Raw genomic sequence first — 16,028 nt, 5'->3', positions numbered from 1 at the left:
TTCCGTTGCGCGTTGCATACCAAGATTGTTTTCATTTAATTGAGCCGCTGCTCGCCAAGGTCGAGAAACCGAGCCGCTATATCGATCACGAGTGGGGCACGCTTTCCAAGGCCGATGCCGACTACCGTTGCTGCTTGATCTACCCGGATGTGTACGAGGTCGGTCTGCCTAACCAGGGCATCGCCATCCTCTACAACATCCTTAACCAGGCCGAGGGCATCTCCTGCGAGCGCGGCTATGTGCCGTGGCCCGATATGGGTGACGCCATGCGCGAGGCGGGCATTCCGCTGCTGTCGCTCGAGGGCGCAGCGCCGGTCGCTTCGTTTGATATCGTTGGCCTACATGTGCCGCACGAGATGGCGGTGACGAACTTCCTCGAGGCTCTCGACCTCGCTGGCATTCCGCTGTTAGCGGCCGACCGAGGTGAAGACGACCCAATTATCATCGCCGGCGGCCCCTCGGTGTACAACCCCGAGCCGTACGCGGCCTTCTTCGATGCCATCCTCATCGGCGAGGGCGAGGAGTCGCTGCTCGAGACCTGCCAGCTGCATCGTCGCCTGCGCGACGAAGGAGTCCCGCGCGCACAGATTGTTGAGCAGCTTGCATCCATTGCCGGCAACTACGTGCCGTCGCTCTATGAGGTTCGTCACGACGAGCCCTGTTCGCCGCATGGCTACACCGTGCCGCGTGAGGGTAAGGATGCGCCGACTGTGGTCTACAAGCGCGTCGTCGAGGATTTCGGCGCCACGAATCCGCTGTCGCAGTCGTGCGTACCCTATGCGCAGCTGGTCCACGACCGCCTGTCTATCGAGATCCTGCGCGGCTGCGCCCGCGGCTGTCGTTTTTGCCAGGCCGGCATGACGTATCGCCCGGTGCGCGAGCGCTCGGCCGACCAGATCGTCTCGTCGGTGATTCAGGGTCTGGAAAAGACCGGCTATGACGAGGTGTCGCTGACCTCGCTCTCCACGACCGACCACTCCTGCATTCGCGACGTGCTCGGCAGGCTCAACCGTCGCCTGGAGGATACGGGTATTCGCGTGTCTATTCCGTCGCAGCGCCTGGATTCGTTTGGCGTGGATATGGCCGAGTCGGTCGCCGGCGAAAAGAAGGGCGGCCTGACGTTCGCGCCCGAGGCTGGCAGCCAGCGCATGCGCGACATCATTAACAAGAACGTGACCGAGGAGGACCTGGACCGTGCCGCCAAGGCGGCCTTCGAGGCCGGCTGGAACCGCATGAAGCTCTACTTTATGATGGGCCTTCCCGGCGAGCGCGACGAGGATATCGTGGCCATCGCCAATCTGGCCGATCACGTGCTGGAGCTCGGTCGTTCCGTGGTGCCCAAGGCTCGTCGCGGCTCGATCTCGGTGTCCATCTCGGTTTCGGTCTTTATCCCCAAGGCTGCCACGCCGTTCCAGTGGTGCCCGCAGCTCGACTACGACGACGTCAAGCGTCGCCAGAAGCTGCTTATCACGAGCGTTCGCAACCGTGCCGTCCGCGTGCATTACCACGATGCCGAGACCTCGCTCATCGAGGCCGCGCTGTCCCGCGCCGGTCGTGACATGACGCCCGTCATCATCGATGCTTGGCGCTCGGGCTCTCGCTTTGACGCCTGGGTAGAGCATTTCTCGCTCGATAACTGGAAGGAAGCTGCCGCCAAAAACGGCATCGACCTCAATGAGCTTGTGCACCTGCCCTACGAGTTGGACTGGCGCCTGCCGTGGGAGCACGTGAGCCCCGGCTGTACGCGCGGCTTCCTCGAGCGCGAGTACCGTCGCTCGCTCGAGGGCGTCACGACTCCCGACTGCACCCGCACGTCGTGCACCGGCTGCGGAATCTGCCCCACGCTTCACGCCAAGAATGTATTGATGGGTGATCGCGCATGAGTGAGCGCCTGACCGACAACCCCACGCTCTTTAGACTTCGTGTTCGCTATGGCAAGCGCGATCGCCTTAAGTACCTGGGCCATCTCGAAGTAATCCATACCATAGAGCGCATCGTGCGCCGTGCGGGACTTCCCTATGCCGTCACGCAGGGCTTCTCTCCACACATGCGCGTGGGCTTCTCTTCGGCGCTACCGGTGGGTACGTCGTCGACCTGCGAGTGGTGTGACCTGTTTATGACCGAGTTCGTGGCGCTCGACGAGGCGTTTGGGCGCCTGGCTGCGGCGTCTCCGGCCGATCTGGCACCCATCGAGGCGGCGTACATCGACGTGCGCACGCCGGCGTTGACGGCGCAGCTCACGCGCCTGTCGTACCGCATCGACCTGCACTTGGATCCCGAGGCGCCCGTAAGCGCCGATGAGGTGCGTCGTGCGATCGACACGCTGCGCGCGGACCATGGCATCGACTACGCGCGTGGCAAAAAGAGCAAGCGCTTGGATTTGGATCACACGCTCGTGGGCTATGAGCTCACGGCGGGGGAGCGCCCGGATCATTTGGTGCTCATGCTCGACACCCATGCCGACAACGAGGGCTCCATGCGTCCGGAAATTTTGCTTTCCGCTGCTGATGTTTTGTTGCAGGGCTTGACCCCGGGCGTCGATGCACCTATTGTTTCCACCGGTATGCAAGACCTCGTGACCATCTGCTCCTACGATGTCGAGCGTCAGAATCAAGCATGCGAGGACGACGAGGGCCGACTCGTCAGCCCCATACCTGTGCGAACTTGTGGATTTGCTCCACATACTCGTTGACGGGGGTATTATCGCCTGCTACTATATTCGGCTGTTGCACTAACTGATGCATGAAGGGCAAGTAAACATGTACGCAATCGTTAACACGGGCGGCAAGCAGTACAAGGTCGCCACCGACGATGTCATCACCGTCGAGAAGATCGAGGGCAATGAGGGCGACAAGGTCACCCTGCCGGTCATCTTCCTCAACGATGGTAAGAAGATCGTCACCGATCCCGACAAGCTGGCCAAGGCCAAGGTTACCGCTCAGATCGTTGAGCAGTTCAAGGGCGAGAAGCAGCTGGTCTTCAAGTTCCACAAGCGTAAGCGCTATCGTCGTCTGAAGGGTCACCGTCAGCAGCTCACCAAGCTGAAGATCGTGAAGGTCCAGGCTACGTCCCGCGCCAAGAAGGCTGTCAAGGCAGAGGCCGAGGCTGTTGCCGAGGCTCCCGTCGCCGAGTAGATTACACTCGTAACGAAAGAGTAGGTATACACAATGGCACACAAAAAAGGACTCGGTTCCTCCCGTAATGGCCGTGACTCCCGCGGTCAGCGCCTTGGCACGAAGCGCTTCGCCGGCCAGACGGTAACCACGGGCACGATTCTCGTCCGTCAGCACGGCACGCACATCCACCCGGGTGAGAACGTTGGCCGTGGCAAGGACGACACGCTGTTCGCGCTGGTCGACGGTACCGTTGAGTTCCACAAGGGTATCAAGCACAGGGTCAGCGTACGCCCGCTCGCGAACGCGTAATTCACCCTTCATAGAGCACATATGTGGGAGGCACTTGAGTTTTAGGATTCAAGGGTCTCCCTCTTTTTGTAGGAGGCGATTCTGTTGTCACAGTTCACCGATATCAGCCGCATTAACGTGTGCGGCGGCGACGGCGGTGCCGGATGCATGTCGTTTAGGCGCGAGGCCTTTGTCCCCAAGGGCGGCCCCGATGGCGGCGACGGCGGTCGTGGCGGCAATGTCGTCATCCAGGCCGATGCTCAGCTGTCTTCGCTGATCGATTACCGCTTTAAGCATCACTTCCGCGCCGAGCGCGGCACGCACGGGCAGGGTGCCCGTCGTAACGGTAAGAGCGGCGAGGACCTGATTCTCAAGGTCCCTATGGGTACCGTGGTGCGCGAGCTCGACCCCGAGACGCAGACCCCGATGTTCGAGATTGCCGATCTGGTGCACGACGGCGAGCGCGTTGTCGTGGCCCCTGGTGGCGCCGGCGGCTTGGGCAACACGCACTTTGTGACGTCGGTGCGCCGCGCGCCCGCGTTTGCTCAGCTGGGCGAACCGGCAGAGGAGCACTGGATTGAGCTCGAGATGAAGCTTATGGCCGATGCCGCGCTCGTGGGCTTCCCCTCGGTGGGAAAGTCCTCGCTCATCGCGCGCATGAGTGCCGCCCGTCCCAAGATTGCCGACTACCCGTTTACCACGCTCGTGCCCAATCTGGGCATGGTGCGTGCCGGCGAATATTCTTACGTCGTTGCCGACGTCCCCGGTCTTATTGAGGGCGCGAGCGAGGGCAAGGGTCTGGGGCACCAGTTCCTGCGCCACATTGAGCGTACGGCTCTGATCATGCATGTCGTCGACATGACGGGCGGTTTTGAGGATCGCGATCCGGTTGAGGATTACCACATCATCAACCGCGAGCTTGAGCAGTATGGCGCCGAGCTTTCGGAGCGTCCGCAGATCGTTGTCGCCAACAAGTGCGATGCGCCGGGCACGGCTGACAAGATTGCCGATCTCAAACGCGCCGCGCTCGACGATGGACATATGTTCTTTGCCGTGTCTGCCGTGACGGGCGCCGGTCTCAACACGCTGATGCTTGCCGTGGGCGAGCAGGTGGCTAAGCTGCGCGCCGAGTTGGCTGTCTCCGATGAGCCGGTCGATCTGCGTGACGATGAGTGGGAGCGTCGCCGCCTGCAGCGCGAGAAGCGTTTCCGTATTGTTCAGGAAGAGCCCCATGCCTTCCGCGTGGTCGGTCGCGCCATCGAGCGCATGGTCATCCAGACCGACTGGGAAAACGAGGAAGCCGTCATTTACCTGCAGCATAAGTTTGCGCGTATGGGTGTTGACGACGCGCTCGAGAAGGCCGGTTGCCGTGCGGGCGACGAGGTCCGCATTTGCCAGCGCGCCTTTGACTTTGAGGGCGCCGAGGACTTCTCGGAGTACGAGGAGCTCGAGGATGCTGGCGAGGACGTTGCCGTTGAGACCATTGACATGACCGATGCTGCGGATGAGGGCGTCGAGGTTGTCGATGCGGCGGGTGCCGCGGACGATGCCGAGACCCCGGAGGGCGAGTAAGCCATGTCGCTGCGCGGTGGAATCGGTTTGCCCGAGCTGCCTATCAAGGATGGGCAGGAGTTTCGGCTTGGCATTATGGGCGGCACCTTTGACCCGATTCATTACGGGCACTTGGTAACCGCTGAGCAGGCGCGTGAGTCCCTCGACTTGGATGCCGTGCTCTTTATGCCGGCGGGCTCTCCTGCTTTTAAGCTTGACAAGCCGGTGACGCCTGCCGAGGACCGTTATGCCATGACGGTCCTCGCCACCGCTGCGAATCCGGCTTTTTTGGCGAGCCGCTTCGAGATTGACCGTCCGGGCGTTACCTATACGGCCGATACGCTTCATGCCCTTCGCGACTTTTACCCGCCGCAGGTAAAGCTCTACTTTATTACGGGCGCCGACGCGATTATCGATATTGTGACCTGGCATGATGCCGAGCGAATCGCTGAGCTTGCTACCTTTATTGCGGCGACGCGACCGGGTTTTGATATCGATACGGCGCGTGCCCGAATCAAAGAGTCGGGGCTGCCGTTCGATGTGCGCTATATTCAGATTCCGGCGCTGGCGATCAGCTCGACGAACATTCGTAAGCGAGTTGCCCGCGGCATGAGCGTGCGCTATCTTACGAGCGAGTCTGTGCTCGGCTACATTCGCAAGCGCAGGCTATATGCCGATTTGGGCCAAGAAGATTTTGAGTGATGGGGGCTACGTTGTCGGTAGAGGATCAGTTTGAGGGCGATGAGCGCGCGCTGCTCAAGCGCATTCAAGAGCTGCTCGATGTTCGCATGAAAGATAAGCGCAAGCGCTATGTGCATTCGCTGGGTGTTGCCGAGACCGCACTTCATCTGGCCGAGGTCTACGGCGTTGACCGCTTTGATGCGGCTGCCGCCGGCTTAATTCACGACTGGGACAAGGTTCTTTCCGATGACGAGCTCGTGGCCCGCGCGCTTCACTATGGCATCAAGGTTGCCGGCTCTCCTTCCGCCGCGACGCCGCTTTTGCATGGCCCTGTTGCCGCCTATGAGCTTCCGCAGCTTTTTCCCGAGCTGTCGCCGGCTGTTTTCCAGGCTGTCGACCGTCACACCGTGGGTGCCTGCGACATGACGCCGCTCGATATGGTGGTCTTTGTGGCAGATGCCATCGAGCCCAACCGCCACGGCGACTATGCCCATGCGCTGCACAAGATGGTGGGGGAGTCGACGCTTGACGAGTTGTTCTTCTCCTGTTTTGCGCAGGGTCTGGTCTATGTGATCCAGTCCGGGCGCTATCTTTATCCCACGGCTATTACGATTTACAACCATTACGCCCAGCTGCGCTAGCTCGGGTGTGTCTAGAAAGAGGTATTCCATGGCCGACGAGACCATGACTGACGAGACCATGACTGACGAGCAGATTCTTGAAGGTGTGGAGCACAAGAGTTTCGTTGCCACGTCCGACCGCACCGCCGCCTCGCTGTCCGCGAGCGGTGTCGCCGCCGAGGATGTCGCCCGCGCCGCCGCGCAGGCCGCCTACGACAAGAAGGGCGAGGACGTGCAGGTGCTCGACCTGACCGAGCTTTCCGACGTGTGCGACTACTTTGTGCTTGCCACCGGTACCAACAACCGCCAGGTCGATTCGATCGTCGACGAGATCGAGGAGAAGGTCGCCGAGGCTTGCGGCGAGCATCCGTTCTCCATCGAGGGCCGCGAGCAGAAGACCTGGATGCTCATGGACTACGGCTCGGTTGTCGTCCACGTCTTCACTCCCGAAGCCCGCGACTTCTACCGCCTAGAAAAGCTCTGGGGTGACGCCCCCCAGCTCCCCCTCAACCTCCTCTAAATGATTTTTCTGGGACGGGGATATAATAATCATTGCTACCGTTTGCCGAACCGCTCACTTTTGTTGGGCGGTTCGGCCTTTTTCTTTCCTTCCTTTTGTATGCTGTGACTACTACAACATCGGAAGGGAGGGCTTCGATGACTCGCGTTGCCCGTGCGTTGTCCGAACTTGGCCATTATCACGTTATGCTCAAGGGTTGTGCTGGCCAGCTGATCTTTGAAGACGATGACGATCGCCTCTATTTTCTTAACCTATTGAATAGACGGTTTACGCCCGCTCATATTCGCCTGCTCGCCTGGTGCCTCATGGACAATCATGTTCACCTGCTGTTTGATGACCCCGATAATCAGATGAGCGTTTCCATGCATGCGATTGATACGGCATATGCGAAACACTTCAATCAAAAAACCGGCCGCCGCGGACCGGTGTTCCAGGAACGATTTAAGAGCGTGATCATTTCTGACGATGAGCAGCTGCTCCGTTGCGTTCGATATATCCATGACAACCCTGCAAAGGCTGGAATTTCTTCTGCTCCTCTTTATCGTTGGAGCAGCTTCCACGAGTATTTCTCTCATCCCGAGATTTGCGATTGTGACGGCATCCTCGATCTATTTGGGGGTACGGAAGCGTTTTATCTTGCGAGTACCGACGGTAAGCCTAATTCTTACTTTCTGCCCGAGGGTAAACACATTTCCGACATGGACGCGCTGGAAGTTGCCCAGGCCCTTTTGGCTCCGCTTGAGCCTTATCAGCTTAGAACTTTGCCGAAATCAGAGCGTAATCGTCTATTGGCAATGCTGAGGCATCGGGGATTTACGATTGAGCAGATTGCGCGTCTGACGGGAATCGGGACCAATATCATTCAAAGGGCGAAATGAAGCTCCAAATGATTATAAAATCCCCGTCCTAGAATACTCATTTCGGACGCACTAGTCGGTGAAGCGGGATTGGCGGCCGAAGGATAGGGCGGTGTCGCCGAACTTGTCTCGGACGGCGTCGATAGCGACGGAGAGGTCGCGTCGGTCGCTGGATTGGGCCCCGCGGTTATCGACTTCGCAGAACAGGTCGGTTTGGATACCGCCTTGGTGGTTGAAGTCGCTCATTCCGATGCCTGCCAGACGCACGTGCATGCCTTCTTGCCAGATGTTGTCGAGCAGTTCGAGTGCAACCGCCACGAAGATGTTCTCATCGTCGGTCGGATGAGGCAGCCGGCGCTGTGCCGTACGCCCGCTGCCATACGAATACTTAAGCTTGAGCGTCACCGTGGCGCCTGTTAGTCCCCGACGGCGCAGACGGCGTCCCACTGACTCTCCCAACAGCGCAATCGCCGCCTCAATATCCCCACGCTCAGTCAAATCTTTAGCAAAGGTGCGTTCATTGCTGACCGACTTGACCTCGCGCTCTTCATCGAGGCTCGTGACTTCAGAGATTTCGAGTCCCAGCGCACGCTGACGCATGCGCTCGCCGTTGACGCCAAAAATAGAGGCCAAGGTGGATTCCGGTGCACGTGATAGCTCGCCGAGGGTGTAGATGCGCATGCGGCGCAGTCGCTCCTCGGCCGAGCGCCCGATGCCGCTCATGGCAGATACCGGCAGCGCGGCCAAAAAGCGCTGCTCGGTTCCGGGGCGCACGATGGTCAGCCCAAACGGCTTATCCCGCTCGCTTGCGATCTTTGCGACCGTCTTGTTGCAGCCCACGCCAATGGAGCACGTCACTCCCAGCGCTGCCACGCGGTCGCTTATACGTCGCGCAACCAGGAGCGGGTCTTCGGGCGCAAAGCGGCCCGGTGTGAGATCGATAAAGGCTTCGTCGATGGATACGCGCTCAACACGCGGGGTCTCGTCGGCGAGAATCGCCATGACCTGCGCGCTGACCTCACGATAGCGATCAAAATGCCCATGCGTCCAAATGGCTTGCGGGCACAGGCGCCGCGCCTCGGCCGAGGGCATGGCGGAGTGCACGCCAAAGCGACGTGCCTCGTAAGAACAGGTGGACACAACGCCCCGCGATTCGGCGTCTCCGCCCACAATGAGCGGCTTGCCGCGCCACTCGGGATGATCGAGCATCTCAACGCTCGCAAAAAACGCATCAAGGTCCATCAGACCCACCGCCGGGCCCGTCCAGGGAGGCGGTGTGACGCCCATGGCATCCTCATAACCGTATGTATGTTCGCGTCTTTCCATGTCATGAGTATACCGCGCAGCTCATGTGGGGTGCGTGTATGTGCTTGCAAATCCCGAATTCTTGTCTAAGATATGGATTTGCCCTCGACTACACCGAAGAAGTTGGTCTCACGGACTTCACCTGCCCGCGTCGATGGCGTATTATGTTCAACTGTTTGTTTGTAGTTGCAGCCTAAAGCTGCTTGGTTGGAGGAGTTTCCTTTGGCAGTCAAGATTCGCCTTGCTCGTCACGGCGCTAAGAAGCGTCCGTACTACCGTGTCGTCGTCGCCGATTCCCGCGCCCCGCGTGACGGTCGTATCATCGAGGAGGTTGGCCGCTACAACCCGATGACCGCCCCCAAGACCATCAACCTCGACCTCGAGAAGATCGCCGACTGGCAGTCCAAGGGCGCTCAGCTCACCGACGCCGTCGCCGCTCTGGTCAAGGCCGCCAACGAGGGCGAGAAGACCGAGACCGTCGTTAAGAAGTCCAAGAAGCAGCTCGCCAAAGAGGCCGAGGCCGCTAAGGCTGCCGCTGAGGCCGCTGAGGGCGCCGAGGAGTAAATCGTGCCTGAGGTTGACGCTGCACAGCTCGAGGGTGAGGCAATGCTCTCAGATCGCATCGCCGATCTCGTCGAATATCTCGTTGTTCAGATCGTCGACGACCCGGATTCCGTGAGCCTCGAGGTCATCGATGGTGACGACGCCTCTACGATTGAGGTTTCGGTCGCCGAGGATGACGTCGCTAAGGTCATCGGCCGTCGTGGCCGTACCATCAAGGCCATTCGCACGCTCGCCCGTGCACTGGCCGCTCGCCTCGACACTGCTGTCGAGGTAGAGGTTCTGGGCTAGGACCTTGAGGTCCCAGTACAAAAACATCGCCCGTGTGGTCAAGCCGCACGGAAGGAAGGGGGAGGTCCTCGCGCAGCCGCTGCGGGGGCTTCCTTCTGTATTAGAGCCGGGTATGCGCGTCGCCCTGACGCCGCCGGCGCTCAAGCGCGACCGCTTTTGCACGGTCGTGTCCGTCACCGATACGGGCGATGGCGATCTGGTCTCGTTTGAGGGCATTGACGACTTGACGGCCGCCGAGGGCATCATGGGATGCTACGTGTTGGCAAATCGTGACGACTTTGAGCTCGATTCGCTCGACGCTGCCTATACCGACCTGTTGGGTCGCGAGGTGGTCGACGAGCGCTTCGGTTCGCTCGGCACGATCGTCGAGATCATGTCGACGCCCGCTAACGATGTTTGGGTTGTCGAGGATGATCGGTACGGCGAGGTACTGATTCCCGTGATCGAGCAGGTTGTGCTCGATCTTCCCGACACGGGAACAATTTCCGTCCACGTTATGGACGGCCTGATCGATATGGACAAGTAGGGAGGACAACATGCTGATCGAGACCCTTTCGGTCTTTCCCGAGATGTTTGAGCCCGTCATGTCCACGTCGATTTTGGGCCGCGCCCGCAAGGCCGGCCTTTTTGATTTTAAGGCGTATAACCTGCGCGACTGGACGCACGACCGCCATCGTACCGTCGATGACGAGCCGTACGGCGGCGGGCAGGGCATGCTCATGAAGGTCGAGCCTATTGCTGAGGCCATCGAGGCCATTAGTGCGGAGGGTCCCAAGCCGACGGTGGTGTTCTTCACCCCGTGCGGCGAGCCCTTTACGCAGCATGTGGCCGAGCGCCTGCTCAAAAGCGAGCGCCTGCTGTTTGTGTGCAGCCGTTACGAGGGCGTCGACGAGCGCGCGTATGCGTATGCCGACGAGCGTCTGTCGATCGGCGACTATGTGCTTACGGGTGGCGAGCTACCCGCTATGGTCGTTGCCGACGCTGTCGTGCGCCTGATTCCCGGCGCCCTTGGTGACGAGATGAGCAACGTCGACGAGTCGTTCTCGACCGCCGAGGACGGTGGCCTGCTCGAGTACGCGCAGTACACCCGTCCCGCCGAGTTCAACGGCGAGGGCGTGCCGCCGGTGCTCGTGAGCGGTGACCATGCCAAGGTCGATGCCTGGCGTCGCAAGAACGCCATCGAGCGCACCTGCCGCTGGCGCCCCGACCTGATCGAGACGGCGCGGCTTACGCCTGAGGAGCGCGCGTACGCGCAAGAGATTTTGGACGCTTCTTATTCGCTAAGCGAGGAGTGAGAATGGTTCCATCGCAGCATTCCGTGCTAAAGGGTGCGTTTGAGTGGATCGTGGTCGTCGCGATTGCGCTCGTCGCCACCTTTTTGATTCGCTCGTTTGTGGTTGAACCCTTTGTGGTGCCTACCGGCTCCATGGAGTCCACGATCGAGATTGGCGATCAGATCCTGGCGCAAAAGGTGAGCCTCGAGCTCGGGCAGCCCGTCAAACAAGGCGATATCGTGGTATTCCACAACCCCGATGGCACCTCCGAGCACGATGTTCTCGTCAAGCGCGTTATTGCCACGGCCGGCCAGACGGTCGACCTGCAGGACGGACACGTGGTCGTTGACGGCCAGGCGCTCGACGAGGACTACACGACCGGCATGAGCTGGCCGCTTTCGGTCCAGGCCCCTGGCGCTCAGGTGAGCTATCCCTACACCGTTCCCGACGGGTGCGTGTGGGTGATGGGCGACAACCGCGAAAACTCTGCCGACTCGCGCTACTTTGGTCCCGTTGATCGTTCTGATTTGATCGCCGTGGCGCTTGTGCGCTACTGGCCGCTCAACCGCATCGGCGCTATCGACTAAAAACCGCTATAGTACAGTACCTAACCGTGTAATCGTTTCGACGAGGGGATATTAGAGGCATGAACGCTTCATCGCTTTCCTTCCAAGACATCATCCTGCGCCTCCAGCAGTACTGGGGCGAGCAGGGCTGCGTCATTATGCAGCCCTATGACTCCGAGGTCGGTGCCGGTACCTTCCATACCGCGACCACGCTGCGCTCGCTCGGTCCCGCCGAGTGGCGCACCTGCTATGCGCAGCCCTGCCGCCGTCCCGCCGACGGCCGCTACGGCGAGAACCCCAACCGCATGCAGCACTACTATCAGTTCCAGGTGCTCATCAAGCCCTCGCCGGTCAACGCCCAGGAGCTCTACCTGGGTTCGCTGGCCGCCATTGGCCTGGACCCCAACGACCATGACGTCCGCTTTGTCGAGGACGACTGGGAGAGCCCGACGCTCGGCGCCTGGGGCCTTGGCTGGGAGGTCTGGCTCAACGGCATGGAGGTCACGCAGTTTACGTACTTCCAGCAGGTGGGCGGCATCGAGGTCGACCCCGTGCCCGTCGAGATCACCTATGGCCTGGAGCGCATCGCCATGTACGCCCAGGGCGTCAACTCCGTCTACGACCTGGTGTGGAGCTATCTGCCCGACGGCACGCCCATGACCTATGGTGACGTGTTCCTCGAGAACGAGCGCGAGTTCAGCGCTTACAACTTTGAGGTCGCCAACGTCGAGATGATGCGTCAGAAGTTTGACGACTACGAGGCCGAGTGCCATTCCTGCCTGGAGCGCAAGCTGCCGCTGCCCGCATACGACTGCGTCATGAAGTGCAGCCACGCTTTCAATCTGCTCGATGCCCGCGGCGCGCTGTCCGCGGTCGAGCGTGCCAACTACATCCTGCGCGTCCGCGCCGTCGCTAAGGCGTGCTGCGAGGCCTACATGGCCGAGGTCGCCGGAGTCAACGAGAATGCCGACCAGGAAGGCGAGGTGGCGTAAGCCATGGCAGACGCTAAGGATTTCCTGTTTGAGATCGGTACGGAGGAAATGCCCTCCGCACCGCTGAACAATGCTGTCAAGCAGCTTGGCACCATGATTGCCAAGGGCCTCGACGAGGCCGGTCTGGCCCACGGCGAGGTCCGCGTGGTCTCGAGCCCACGTCGTCTGGCTGCACTCGTTGCCGACGTCGCCACCGCGACCGATGAGGTTCACGAGGTCAAGCGTGGTCCTGCGGCCAACATTGCCTTCGATGCTGACGGTAACGCCACCAAGGCCGCCCAGGGCTTCGCTCGCAAGTGCGGTGTGGCTGCCGAGGATCTGGTCCGTCGCGAGGACACCGACGGTCGCGAGTATGTCTTTGCTGAGAAGAACATTCCCTCCGCACCGGCTACGCCGATTCTGACCGCCCTGTGCGAGAAGACTATCGCTGGCCTGCAGTGGCCCAACTACCGCTCCCAGCGCTGGGGTCACGAGCATGCGACCTTTGTTCGTCCGGTCCGTTGGATCTGCTGCCTTTTGGGCGAGGATGTTGTGCCCGTGTCGTTTGCCGACGTGACAAGCGGCAACACCACGCGCGGTCATCGCGTGCTTGGCCCCGGTGACCATGTGGTCGCCAGCCCCGCTGTTTACGAGCAGGTGCTCGAGGACGCCGGCGTGCTTTCTGCCGAGCGCCGTCGTGAGGCCATTCTTGCCGGTATCGCCGAGGTCGAGGCTGCGCGCCCCGGCTGCCACGTCGATACGCCCAAGAAGGTCTTTGAGGAGGTCATTAACCTCTGCGAGTGGCCGACGGTTCTCGTCGGTACCTTTGATGAGGAGTTCCTCAAGGTCCCGCACGAGATCATCTGTGAGTCCATGCTCACCAACCAGCGCTACTTCCCGATCTACGACGGTGAGGGCAAGCTCACGCGTGAGTTCGTGGTCGTCTCCAACAGCAAGCCCGAGAACGCCGAGCGCGTGATCGACGGCAACGAGCGCGTCGTGCGCGCCCGTCTGGACGACGCCAAGTTCTTCTACGAGGAGGACTTGAAGATCTCCCTCGACGAGTTCCGTGAGCTCCTGGCCAAGGTCGCTTTCCAGGAGAAGCTCGGCAGCGTGCTCGCCAAGTCCGAGCGTATTGAGCAGCTCGCGCTTGCGATTGCCCGTGAGGCACACCTCGGTGCTCACCTTGCAGCCGACGCCGGCCGTGCCGCACACCTGTGCAAGGCCGACCTGGTTTCCAACGCCGTCGTTGAGTTCACGAGCCAGCAGGGCGTGATGGGCGGTTATTACGCGACCGCGATGGGGGAGAACGACGAGGTCGCCCATGCTATTCGCGATCACTATCGTCCTCGCTTTGCCGGTGACGAGCTGCCCGAGGGCACCGCTGGCTGCATCGTGGCCTGCGCCGACAAGCTCGATACCATCGCCGGTATCTTTTCCATCGGCGAGCCCCCGACCGGCTCTTCGGACCCCTATGCGCTGCGTCGTGCCGCTATCGGCATCATCAACATCCTGCGCGACCGCCTGCCGATCGACCCCACGTCGCTCATCGACTTCGCTCTCGAGCTCTATAGCGAGCAGGGTATTGAGTTCAATGCCGCCGAGGTCGCCCAGCAGGTCCGTGACTTCTTCCATGGCCGCTTGGTGAGCATGGCCCGCGACGAGAAGATTCCGGCCGATACCGTCGCCGCCGTCTCCGCGGTGCACATCATCGCCCCGTCCGTCTTCTTCGCCCGCTGCGCCGCGCTCGACGAGGCCCGCAAGAACGATGCCGAGACCTTCGACAACCTGGCTACCGCCTATGCCCGCGCCGCGCACATCTCCAAGCCCGAGCTGGGTGCGGAGTATGACCGCAGTCTGATGGGTGAGGCCGAGCTCGCGCTTGCCGACGCCTCCGAGGCTGCTCAGACTGCTGTCGATGCCGCCCTCGCTGCCGAGGACTACCCGGCCGCATTTGCCGCCCTTGCCGCCCTGCGCGCGCCCATCGACCGTTTCTTCGACGAGGTTATGGTCATGGACAAGGACGAGCAGCTCCGCGATAATCGCCTTAAGCTGCTCAACCGCTTCGAGGCCGTTTTCTCCGGCATCGCCAACATTGGTGAGCTTGCCCGCAAAAAGTAAGCTAGCCTGCGCGTAAGCGCAAAAGGAGCCCCGCATGGATTGCCCGGTCACCGCTCGTCCCACCGTTATCGTTATCTCCGACTCGCTCGGTGATACCGCTTGTGAGGTGGTGCTTGCGGCGTCCGGGCAATTTGATGAAGGGGCTTTTCACGTTTTGCGCCTGCCCAAGGTGACCTCCGTGGAGCAGGTCAAGTCATTTGTGGGGCCGCGCGTCGATGCCGACCATCGCGATATCGCCGTGTTCCACACCATTGTCGACCCGGCCCTTCGTGCTCGTGTGCTCGACTACTTGGGCATGCTGCACATTCGCTCGGTCGACCTGATCGGTCCGACGCTCGCCGTGCTGTCGTCGCTCATCGGTGTGCCGCCCAAGGGCGTTGCGGGCGTGATTCACAAGACCGATGACCGCTATTTTCATCGCATTGAGGCTATGGAGTATTTCGTTGAGCACGATGACGGGCGCGGCTGCGACGATCTGTCGGGTGCCGATATCGTGCTGCTGGGCGTATCCCGCACGTCCAAGACGCCGCTGTCGATGTATTTAGCCTATCAGGGTTACAAGGTTGCCAATGTTCCTTTGGCCCATGGCATGGAGCCGCCGAAGTCAATTTACGAGGTCGACCCGATGCGGTTGTTCGGCTTGATTTCGACCGTCGATGTGATTTTCGAGATTCGTGATAGTCGCCTGGGCGACGACTACGCCCGCGCCGTCGCCGGCTCCTATGCCGAGCCTGAGAGCGTGCGCAGCGAGCTCGAGGAAGCCCGTGCACTCATGAAGCGTCTGGGCTGCTTTGTGGTGCGTACCGACGGTAAGGCAATCGAGGAGAGCGCCTCCGAGATCATTGCCCACCTCGAAGAGATTCAGGAAGCCAGGGCCCGCCGTGCCGCCCGTCGCGCTCAATAAAGCTAGCTTATGTGGGACGGGTTTGTCTGGGTAGCTAATTTGGGACGGGGCTATTTTAGCTACCCATAATCCAGATACGGCTTGGGGCCGAACGCTCGTGTGGGGTAGCTAAAATAGCCCCGTCCCAAATTAGCTACCCAAAGAGACTACCTGAAAATAATGCATGATTATGATAAAGCGATTTAGCAAAAACATCGCATCTGACCTGCATTTTTCTTGCAGTGATATCTTCATAAGGTAACCACCTTTACCTACCGTTTACCGCCAAATTTACCACGTTTACCAACCCACTCGCCCTCTACGCAAGTCCGCTCAATGCCCGCCGTATAGTACCCTCACGGCTCGCATCCGGCGGGTCGATTCGTTACCACGGTCGTGTGCGAGAGCGCATGGAAGGGGAAG

18 protein-coding genes are annotated in these 16,028 nt (G+C 60.6%); 17 read left to right on the top strand and 1 reads right to left on the bottom strand.

Annotated elements, in window-relative coordinates:
* Positions 1-5 precede the first annotated feature (5 nt).
* The 9 genes from DW136_RS03460 (at position 6) to DW136_RS03420 (ending at position 7,654) form a co-directional block, all read left to right on the top strand.
* Positions 6-1,883, top strand: a complete 1,878-nt coding sequence (locus tag DW136_RS03460) for a TIGR03960 family B12-binding radical SAM protein (RefSeq protein ID WP_055309861.1) — start codon at positions 6-8, stop codon at positions 1,881-1,883.
* Positions 1,880-2,692 (top strand): TIGR03936 family radical SAM-associated protein, encoded by an 813-nt coding sequence (locus DW136_RS03455; protein WP_118289064.1) that lies wholly within the window; start codon positions 1,880-1,882, stop codon positions 2,690-2,692. The genes DW136_RS03460 and DW136_RS03455 overlap by 4 nt, the downstream gene beginning before the upstream one ends.
* Before the next feature lie 67 nt (positions 2,693-2,759).
* Entirely contained in the window at positions 2,760-3,134 is a 375-nt protein-coding gene (gene rplU / locus DW136_RS03450) for a 50S ribosomal protein L21 (RefSeq protein ID WP_035138585.1), read from the top strand.
* A 33-nt stretch (positions 3,135-3,167) separates the two neighbouring features.
* The gene (rpmA, locus tag DW136_RS03445) at positions 3,168-3,425 is read left to right on the top strand and encodes a 50S ribosomal protein L27 (protein ID WP_089573443.1); all 258 of its coding nucleotides are present in this window, start codon (positions 3,168-3,170) and stop codon (positions 3,423-3,425) included.
* An 84-nt stretch (positions 3,426-3,509) separates the two neighbouring features.
* On the top strand, positions 3,510-4,976 hold the full coding sequence (gene obgE / locus DW136_RS03440) for a GTPase ObgE (RefSeq protein WP_199580148.1): 1,467 nt from the start codon (positions 3,510-3,512) through the stop codon (positions 4,974-4,976).
* A gap of 3 nt (positions 4,977-4,979) precedes the next feature.
* On the top strand, positions 4,980-5,657 hold the full coding sequence (gene nadD / locus DW136_RS03435; RefSeq protein WP_118289062.1) for a nicotinate-nucleotide adenylyltransferase: 678 nt from the start codon (positions 4,980-4,982) through the stop codon (positions 5,655-5,657).
* An 86-nt stretch (positions 5,658-5,743) separates the two neighbouring features.
* Entirely contained in the window at positions 5,744-6,277 is a 534-nt protein-coding gene (gene yqeK, locus DW136_RS03430; protein WP_199580152.1) for a bis(5'-nucleosyl)-tetraphosphatase (symmetrical) YqeK, read from the top strand.
* A gap of 58 nt (positions 6,278-6,335) precedes the next feature.
* Positions 6,336-6,776: a ribosome silencing factor gene (rsfS, locus tag DW136_RS03425; RefSeq protein ID WP_369831825.1), complete on the top strand. Its 441-nt coding sequence runs from the start codon at positions 6,336-6,338 to the stop codon at positions 6,774-6,776.
* A gap of 137 nt (positions 6,777-6,913) precedes the next feature.
* Complete coding sequence (locus DW136_RS03420) at positions 6,914-7,654, top strand: transposase (protein WP_118289059.1); 741 nt, start codon at positions 6,914-6,916, stop codon at positions 7,652-7,654.
* A gap of 51 nt (positions 7,655-7,705) precedes the next feature.
* Here the strand turns inward: DW136_RS03420 and dinB are convergent, their stop codons facing one another.
* Positions 7,706-8,959, bottom strand: a complete 1,254-nt coding sequence (gene dinB / locus DW136_RS03415; RefSeq protein ID WP_199580146.1) for a DNA polymerase IV — start codon at positions 8,957-8,959, stop codon at positions 7,706-7,708.
* A 201-nt stretch (positions 8,960-9,160) separates the two neighbouring features.
* Between dinB and rpsP the strand changes: the two genes are divergently transcribed.
* The 8 genes from rpsP to DW136_RS03375 are packed head-to-tail and all read left to right on the top strand — an operon-like array spanning position 9,161 to position 15,626.
* Complete coding sequence (gene rpsP, locus DW136_RS03410) at positions 9,161-9,502, top strand: 30S ribosomal protein S16 (protein ID WP_022094749.1); 342 nt, start codon at positions 9,161-9,163, stop codon at positions 9,500-9,502.
* Positions 9,503-9,544: 42 nt separating this feature from the next.
* The gene (locus tag DW136_RS03405) at positions 9,545-9,790 is read left to right on the top strand and encodes a KH domain-containing protein (protein WP_171021534.1); all 246 of its coding nucleotides are present in this window, start codon (positions 9,545-9,547) and stop codon (positions 9,788-9,790) included.
* 34 nt (positions 9,791-9,824) lie between these two features.
* A complete protein-coding gene (gene rimM, locus DW136_RS03400) occupies positions 9,825-10,316 on the top strand; it encodes a ribosome maturation factor RimM (protein WP_233546527.1) in 492 nt (163 codons plus the stop codon).
* A 10-nt stretch (positions 10,317-10,326) separates the two neighbouring features.
* On the top strand, positions 10,327-11,085 hold the full coding sequence (gene trmD / locus DW136_RS03395) for a tRNA (guanosine(37)-N1)-methyltransferase TrmD (RefSeq protein WP_118289056.1): 759 nt from the start codon (positions 10,327-10,329) through the stop codon (positions 11,083-11,085).
* A 2-nt stretch (positions 11,086-11,087) separates the two neighbouring features.
* Entirely contained in the window at positions 11,088-11,651 is a 564-nt protein-coding gene (lepB, locus tag DW136_RS03390; protein ID WP_118289055.1) for a signal peptidase I, read from the top strand.
* Positions 11,652-11,710: 59 nt separating this feature from the next.
* Positions 11,711-12,622, top strand: coding sequence for a glycine--tRNA ligase subunit alpha (locus tag DW136_RS03385; protein ID WP_006236091.1), 912 nt, complete (start codon positions 11,711-11,713; stop codon positions 12,620-12,622).
* A gap of 3 nt (positions 12,623-12,625) precedes the next feature.
* Positions 12,626-14,722, top strand: a complete 2,097-nt coding sequence (gene glyS, locus DW136_RS03380) for a glycine--tRNA ligase subunit beta (RefSeq protein ID WP_118289054.1) — start codon at positions 12,626-12,628, stop codon at positions 14,720-14,722.
* A 34-nt stretch (positions 14,723-14,756) separates the two neighbouring features.
* The gene (locus DW136_RS03375) at positions 14,757-15,626 is read left to right on the top strand and encodes a pyruvate, water dikinase regulatory protein (protein ID WP_118289053.1); all 870 of its coding nucleotides are present in this window, start codon (positions 14,757-14,759) and stop codon (positions 15,624-15,626) included.
* The last annotated feature ends 402 nt before the right edge of the window (positions 15,627-16,028 follow it).

The sequence above is a fragment of the Collinsella sp. AM12-1 genome (assembly GCF_003472325.1).
Lineage (GTDB): Bacteria > Actinomycetota > Coriobacteriia > Coriobacteriales > Coriobacteriaceae > Collinsella.
Note: the sequence above shows the minus strand (reverse complement) of the source record. Positions and strands in the feature narration are given on the sequence as shown.

Excerpts from the sequence above, each read along its gene's own strand:
- yqeK (WP_199580152.1), top strand. The coding sequence starts at position 5,744 with ATGAAAGATAAGCGCAAGCGCTATGTGCATTCGCTGGGTGTTGCCGAG.
- rpmA (WP_089573443.1), top strand. The coding sequence starts at position 3,168 with ATGGCACACAAAAAAGGACTCGGTTCCTCCCGTAATGGCCGTGACTCC.
- DW136_RS03455 (WP_118289064.1), top strand. The coding sequence starts at position 1,880 with ATGAGTGAGCGCCTGACCGACAACCCCACGCTCTTTAGACTTCGTGTT.
- DW136_RS03385 (WP_006236091.1), top strand. The coding sequence starts at position 11,711 with ATGAACGCTTCATCGCTTTCCTTCCAAGACATCATCCTGCGCCTCCAG.
- DW136_RS03405 (WP_171021534.1), top strand. The coding sequence starts at position 9,545 with ATGCTCTCAGATCGCATCGCCGATCTCGTCGAATATCTCGTTGTTCAG.
- DW136_RS03375 (WP_118289053.1), top strand. The coding sequence starts at position 14,757 with ATGGATTGCCCGGTCACCGCTCGTCCCACCGTTATCGTTATCTCCGAC.
- nadD (WP_118289062.1), top strand. The coding sequence starts at position 4,980 with ATGTCGCTGCGCGGTGGAATCGGTTTGCCCGAGCTGCCTATCAAGGAT.
- DW136_RS03420 (WP_118289059.1), top strand. The coding sequence starts at position 6,914 with ATGACTCGCGTTGCCCGTGCGTTGTCCGAACTTGGCCATTATCACGTT.
- glyS (WP_118289054.1), top strand. The coding sequence starts at position 12,626 with ATGGCAGACGCTAAGGATTTCCTGTTTGAGATCGGTACGGAGGAAATG.
- trmD (WP_118289056.1), top strand. The coding sequence starts at position 10,327 with ATGCTGATCGAGACCCTTTCGGTCTTTCCCGAGATGTTTGAGCCCGTC.
- dinB (WP_199580146.1), bottom strand. The coding sequence starts at position 8,959 with ATGGAAAGACGCGAACATACATACGGTTATGAGGATGCCATGGGCGTC.
- rsfS (WP_369831825.1), top strand. The coding sequence starts at position 6,336 with ATGACTGACGAGCAGATTCTTGAAGGTGTGGAGCACAAGAGTTTCGTT.
- rplU (WP_035138585.1), top strand. The coding sequence starts at position 2,760 with ATGTACGCAATCGTTAACACGGGCGGCAAGCAGTACAAGGTCGCCACC.
- lepB (WP_118289055.1), top strand. The coding sequence starts at position 11,088 with ATGGTTCCATCGCAGCATTCCGTGCTAAAGGGTGCGTTTGAGTGGATC.